Here is a 6,308-nt window from a genome sequence, read left to right as displayed (position 1 = left end):
TGTCCGGTCCCCCCGCGTCGGTGGGGCGCGGCCACGGTAACCGTCCACCCGGCCACCACACGGTCCGTTCGACGGGGACCGGTCCGAAGGGGGAGCGGGGCGGTCAGCGGACCTCGTTGAAGCGGATCGTGTTGCCCGCGGGGTCTCGGAAAGCGCAGTCGCGGATCCCGTACGGCTGCTCGGTCGGTTCCTGGACGACCTCGGCGCCGCCCGCCACGAGCCGCTCGAAGACGCCGTCGAGGTCGGGCGTGCCCAGGGTGAGGCGGGCGTAGGTGCCCTTGGTCATCATCTCGGTGATGGTGCGGCGCTCGTCCTCGGTGATGGCCGGGTCGGCGGCCGGCGGCTCCAGGACGATCGACGTGCCGGGCTGGTCGGCGGGGCCGACGGTGATCCAGCGCATGTCGCCGTAGCCGACGTCGTTGCGGACCTTGAAGCCGAGGGTGTCGCGGTAGAAGGCCAGCGAGGCCTCGGGGTCGGTGTGCGGGAGGAAGGTCCAGTGAATGGTGATGTCCATGGCCGTCACGCTAGCCGCGGCCCGCTCGCGGGGGCTTCTCCATTCCTGACCGATCCTCCGCGCACGGTGACCCCCGCACTCAGAGCGCGCGACCCGGCAGGGACGCACACCACTGGTCCGCGGTCATCCGCCAGACGACCTCGATCCCCACGTCGCCGGGGGCGGACGGGCCTTCCGGTTCCGGTACGCGTGCGATCTCGGTGAAGCCGAGGCGGCGGGCGACGGCTCCGCTGGCGGCGTTGGCGGCGTCGTGGTGGATCTCCAGCCGGTCGATGCCGGTCAGGCCGAATCCCTGGCCGACGAGTGCGGCGGCGGCCGCCGTGGCGAGTCCCCGTCCGGTCCACCGGGGGTGGAGCCAGTACCCGATCTCCAGGCCGCCCGCACCGATGCGGCGGTGGAGTCCGCAGCTGCCGATCACCACGTCCTCCGACGTGATCGCGTAGGCGTACGCCTCCCCGCTCCCCCACTCGTCCTGGCTGCGGGCCAGGAAGCCGGCGGTGTCCCGTCTTCCGTGGCCCGCAGCCCAGGGCATCCAGGGCGCCAAGTGGTCAAGGGACTCGGCGATGGCGTGGTCCAGGGCGTCGACGTCGCCGGTGCGCCAGCGGCGCAGTTCGACCTGGTCGGAGCGGAGGATCTCGGCGGGCTCGTCCATTCCCGGATGCTCTCGCAGCCTCCCGGAACCCGACAACGGGATTTCGCCTGGCAGCGGCGGTGGGGGCGGGGGGGGCCGTGCGGCCCGTCGAGTCCGCTCTGATATCCCTACCAGAATGACTGCACATGCCGCCGCCCTGGTCGATGTCTGCGAGTGGGCCGCCGCGTGCCGCGGGCGTACCGGGGACCTCCTGGCCGGTCTCGGTCATGCTCCCGATCTCCTGCGGACGGACCCGGGGACCGCGGCACACGTCCTCGACGCGCGCCTGGCCCAGGAGATCCCCGCTCTCCTCGACCGGGACGAGTGGGTCGAGCTCCACACGCTGCTGGTGGCCTGTCTCGCGGAGTTCCTGATCAGCGCGCACGGCGCACGCTGGGCATGGTGCGAGGACTCGGGCTCACCCGTGGGCGGCCGCTGGGTCGTCACCCGGTTCACGCACCCGCTGGGCGGGCGGACCTCGGCGGTCGACGTGGGCGCGCTCGCGGGCGACGCGCTGGCGTCCGCGCCGGCCGTCAGCCTCACCGCGCTGATCGACCGCGCGGAGCTGGCGGCCGGCCTCCGCCCCGTACGCGGCTGAAGGTTCCCGCCCTCAGTTCGCCCTCGGCTCCGCACGCGCCGGCTGTCCCTTCCGCGTCCGCAGGAGACGCAGGCCCGCGAGGCTCTGGAGGGTCATCGCGGCGGCTGCCGCGGTGGTGATCGCGAAGCCGCCACGTGCCCCGGACGAGTCGACCGCCCAGCCGGAGACCGCCGCCGCGGCGGCCGAGCCCGCAGCGCTGGCGGAGCCGAGCCAGGAGAACGCCTGGGTCAGGACGGCCCGGTGGACGGTCGACTCGGTGAGCACGGAGAAGAGCACCAGAAGGGGCTGGATCGTGGCACCGGTCAGGAGGACGACCAAGCCGAGTCCGAACGGTGAGCCGACCGTGGGCAGCAGCAGCGTGCCGAGCAGGAGCGCACTGGTCGCCGCCAGCAGTTGCACCGGGGGCGTGGCGCCCCACCGGCGCGCCCCGTACACCCAACCGGCCAGCAGACCGCTGCAACTGGAGACGGTGAAGACCACGGCTGCGGCGCCCGGTGCGCCGTGCTCCACCGCGAAGGCGGTCACCGACACCTGCATGGCGCCGAAGAAGACACCGAGGGCGAGGTTGAGCCCCATCAGTACGAAGACCGCCCCGCACAACAACGACCGGCCCGCACGCGCGTGCACGGCGCTGCCGGCCGCCGGTGGGGGCGCGCTGCCGCGCTGCGCCGCGAGGACCAGGCCGCCGGCCACCGACAAGGAGGCGGCGAGCACCACGCCGGCCGCGGGATGTCCGGCCGCGGCGAGCGCGCTGACCAGCGCCGGGCCCACGAGGTAGGCCACCGCGTTGCCGATCGACTCCAGCGCGAAGGCGGTGGGCAGTTCCGCGGCCCGGTCGGTGCGCAGCAGTGCCGCCCAGCGTGCCGCGGACATCGCGCTGAGCTGGGGAAGGCTGGCCCCGACCAGCGCACCGCCCAGGGTCATGAGGGCGTCGCAGGCGCCGGCGGCGACCAGGGACACCAGGACGGCTACCGCGAGGGCGTGGGCGAGCAGTGCGGGCGGCAGGACCCGGGTCTGCCCGAACCGGTCGACGAGCCAGGCCAGTTGGGGCGCCACGAGCGCGTCGGTCACCGCGAATCCGCCGCCGACGAGGCCGGCCGCGGCGAAGGTGCCGGTATGGCTGTGCACGAGCCAGACGATGCTGAGGCCGGTCATCGCGATGCCGACGCGTCCGAGCGATGCGGGCAGGAAGAAGGCCGCGGCGCCGGGGGTACGCAGCAGGGAACGGTAGTTCGCCGAGGGCACGGCGATTCCCTTTCGCTGCCCGGCGGGACGGCCCACCTGGGACGTCGGTGCCCGGATGTGCCGTCCCGTGGAAGCCGCCTGAAACCGTCCAGTGGTGGCGCGGAGAGGGGGCACGCGCCCCGCACCGACTCCATCACCGGGCAGAAATCTTGACGTGTCGTGGGTGGCCATCTTCGACGCCCGCGCCGGTGATGTCCATGCCCCGCGCACCGGCCGCCCGGTGCGCGGAGCTGTCGGCGCCGCGGCCCTAGGCCGTGTGATCCGCGGCGGCGTCGTGCGAAGGCGGTGGGGTGGCGATGACGAAGAAGGTGAAGTCTCCGCGTGCCTTCGCGTCGACGGCCAGGGGCAGGCGTAGCCGCCCGCAGGCCACCATGGCTCTCACGGCGGACCGGCTCAGGCCGAGCCCGGTCATGAGCAGCTTCTCGACCCGGATGGGCGCAGGGAGGTCGAAACCGACGACGACCTCGAACGATGCCGGATCGTCCTGCTCGATGTCGTAGAACGGCGTGTCGGTCTCCAGCTCCCACGTGCCGGTCCAGTCGAGCCGGTACCCGGCCCTTCCGGCCAGCGCCCCGTCCATCGTCAGATGCCGCACCATGCCCGGATCGTTGTTCTCGAACATCAGCAGCCGCTCGTGGTCGAGTGCCTGTACGTGGACGCGCTCGTGGACGGGGATCTTCGACGTACGGCCGCACAGCTCGCAGCAGATCAGCATCCAGACGTCGAGGAGCTTGCCGCTCGCGTTCACGCGGAACTTGCCGCTGGGACGGTGGCGCGTGGACCTGCACGACACGCATGCCGTGACGATGGCGGGCAGAGCGAGCTCCCTGACCACCCACAGTGCTTTCCGGTCGACGTCGGAACCGCCGCCTTCAGCGGACACACGGATACTGCGGACCTCGTTCATGGCTTCGCGAACTCCAGGGCTGACGGAGGAGGCGTCAGGGAGCGCGTCGCGGCGCTGTGAACTCCCCCGGATCCAGTGGCGTGAGGCCGGCGTCCGAGAGCGGAGCACACCGGCCGGCGCGACGTGGCACATCACGTCGCGTGAAGGAAGCCCGCCCCGATCACGAGGTGCGGGCTTCGAACGGCACGCCGGAACCGGACGGGGAGTGACTCGAACCCGTCTTCATTCCGCACGTGCGCCACTGGTTACAGATCCATGGCCGAGATGATGTTCGACCAGCGGGCCGTCAGGCAACCGAATTTCCCGGAGGCCACGAACGGCGGGCGGGGCGGCGCATCGTGCGCCGCCCCGCCCGCGGGGTCACCGGGCCGGCGGTCAGCGGACCGAGCGCGCGGCTTCCTCGATGATGCGCGCGGACTCCTTCGGGTGGGACACGCTCACCGCGTGGGACGCGCGGACCTCCTCCACGTGGGACTTGGCGCGCTCGGCCATGAAGACCTGGAGCTCGCGGGGGATGTTCCGGTCGTTGGAGGCCACCAGGGTCCAGGAGGGGATGGTCTTCCACGCGGGCTCGCCGGAGGGCTCGTACAGCGCGCCGCCGGACACGGGGCGCTGGGTGGCCGCCATGATCTCCGCGGTGTGCGCGGGGACGTCCGCGGCGAACTGGTGGTGGAACTTGGCCTGGTCGATGTAGAGGTCGACGCCCTTGGAACCGTCGGGCATCGTGACCGGCACCTGCTTCAGCGCGTCGCCGAGCGTGCTGCCCTCGAACTTCAGCGACAGGTCGAAGGCGTTCTCGCCCTTGTCGGGCATGAAGGCGGCCAGGTAGACGAGGGCCTTGACCTTGTCGGAGCCGTAGGCGGCGTTGGAGATCACGGCGCCGCCGTAGGAGTGGGCGGCCAGGACCACGGGCCCGTCGATGCTGTCCACCAGCTCCCGGACGTACGCGGCGTCGCTGGCCAGCCCGCGCAGCGGGTTGGCCGCGGCCACCACGGGGTAGCCGTCGTGCTTCAGCTTCTTGACGACGTCGTTCCAGCTGGAGGAGTCGGCGAACGCGCCGTGGACCAGGACCACGGTCGGCTTGCGGTGGTGCGAGGGGGCGCCGTGCCCGCCCTTGGTGGCGCTGGCGGGGGCCATGGTCGCGGCGAGCAGACCGGCGGCGACGGTCACCGTCGCCATGACGGTGAGCGGGGTGCGGAGGGTCCGGTAACGGGCATGACGGTTCACAGGAAGGCCCTTTCGAGGCGGGAGATGGTTGTGCGATCCGGGCCCCGGGAACGAGGTCCGGCGGAGGGTGCGGCGGATTGCCGCCGCACGTCTGCGAGAGGTGGCTCGCGGCCGGCAACCGGGGACGTCCGGGTCCGGGACCACCAGGAATCACCGGTGCGGGCGCTTCTCGGGGAGGCCCGCGGGCAGGGGGCGGCCCAGTGGCCCGGCCCCGCGTCCGGCGGTGGGGTGACTCAGTTGGTGTGCAGCGCGGTGTGCAGCGCGCGGGTGGCCTGCTCCATGGCGGCGGTGGTCGCCTGCGTGGAACGGACGGGGTTGAGCATCATGAAGTCGTGCAGCGTGCCGTTGTAGCGGACGCTGGTGGTCGGGACGCCGGCCTGCGTGAGCCTGCGGGCGTAGGCCTCGCCCTCGTCGCGCAGCACGTCGTTCTCGTCGGTGATGACCAGCGCGGGCGGCAGGCCCTCGAGGTCCTCCAGGCTCGCCCGCAGCGGCGAGGCGGTGATCTCCGCCCGCTCGGCCGGGTCGGTGGTGTAGCAGTCCCAGAACCAGGCCATGGCCTTCGCGGTCAGGTACGGGCCGTCTGCGAACTCCCGGTAGCTGCCGGTGTCCTGGGCCGCGTCGGTCACGGGGTAGTAGAGCGACTGGTGGACGAAGGTCACGTCGCCGCGCCGCTTCGCCATGATCGTCAGCGCCGCGGTCATGTTGCCGCCGACGGAGTCGCCGGCGACGGCCATGCGCGAGGCGTCCAATCCCTCGTCCGCGCCCTTCCCGGTGACCCAACGGGCCGTCGCGTAGGCCTGCTCGATGGCCACCGGGTACCGGACCTCGGGCGAGCGGTCGTACTCGACGAACACCACCGCGGCGTGCGCCATGACGGCCAGTTCGCGCACGAGACGGTCGTGCGTACCCGCGTTGCCGAGCACCCACCCGCCACCGTGCACGTACAGCACGACGGGCAGGACCTCCTCCGCCCCCACGGGCTTGACGATGCGCACGCGCACGTCACCCACCTCGGCCGGCACGGTGATCCACTTTTCCCGGACGTCGTACTTCTCGACCGGCGCCGCCTGCAGGTCGTCGAGGACCTTACGGGCGCCTTCCGCACCGAGCTCGTAGAGGAATGGCGGCGTCGCCGTGGCGTCCGCGATTTCCTGAGCCGCAGGCTCGAGGACGGGCTTGCTCATTG

The 6,308-nt window shown here is 72.3% G+C and carries 7 protein-coding genes; 1 reads left to right on the top strand and 6 read right to left on the bottom strand.

Translation table 11 applies throughout. The features are described 5' to 3' along the window. Positions 1–103: 103 nt before the first annotated feature. A complete protein-coding gene (locus tag PV341_RS24675) occupies positions 104–514 on the bottom strand; it encodes a VOC family protein (RefSeq protein ID WP_500324001.1) in 411 nt (136 codons plus the stop codon). Between the two features lie 79 nt (positions 515–593). Next, entirely contained in the window at positions 594–1,166 is a 573-nt protein-coding gene (locus tag PV341_RS24670) for a GNAT family N-acetyltransferase (RefSeq protein ID WP_500324000.1), read from the bottom strand. Between the two features lie 115 nt (positions 1,167–1,281). Here PV341_RS24670 and PV341_RS24665 point away from each other — a divergent pair, with 115 nt between their 5' ends. Further along, complete coding sequence (locus tag PV341_RS24665; RefSeq protein ID WP_500358985.1) at positions 1,282–1,743, top strand: hypothetical protein; 462 nt, start codon at positions 1,282–1,284, stop codon at positions 1,741–1,743. Between the two features lie 12 nt (positions 1,744–1,755). On the opposite strand, the gene PV341_RS24660 is transcribed toward PV341_RS24665, so the two are convergent. The 4 genes from PV341_RS24660 to PV341_RS24645 form a co-directional block, all read right to left on the bottom strand. Further along, entirely contained in the window at positions 1,756–2,988 is a 1,233-nt protein-coding gene (locus tag PV341_RS24660) for an MFS transporter (protein WP_500323998.1), read from the bottom strand. Positions 2,989–3,235: 247 nt separating this feature from the next. Continuing rightward, a complete protein-coding gene (locus PV341_RS24655) occupies positions 3,236–3,871 on the bottom strand; it encodes a DUF1062 domain-containing protein (RefSeq protein ID WP_500323997.1) in 636 nt (211 codons plus the stop codon). A gap of 399 nt (positions 3,872–4,270) precedes the next feature. Then, entirely contained in the window at positions 4,271–5,122 is an 852-nt protein-coding gene (locus PV341_RS24650) for an alpha/beta fold hydrolase (RefSeq protein ID WP_500323996.1), read from the bottom strand. Positions 5,123–5,355: 233 nt separating this feature from the next. Then, positions 5,356–6,306, bottom strand: a complete 951-nt coding sequence (locus PV341_RS24645; protein WP_500323995.1) for an alpha/beta hydrolase — start codon at positions 6,304–6,306, stop codon at positions 5,356–5,358. Positions 6,307–6,308: the final 2 nt, after the last annotated feature.

The sequence above is a fragment of the Streptomyces sp. PA03-1a genome (genome assembly GCF_033792805.1).
Classification (GTDB): domain Bacteria; phylum Actinomycetota; class Actinomycetes; order Streptomycetales; family Streptomycetaceae; genus Actinacidiphila.
This window is presented reverse-complemented; position numbering and strand designations above follow the sequence as displayed.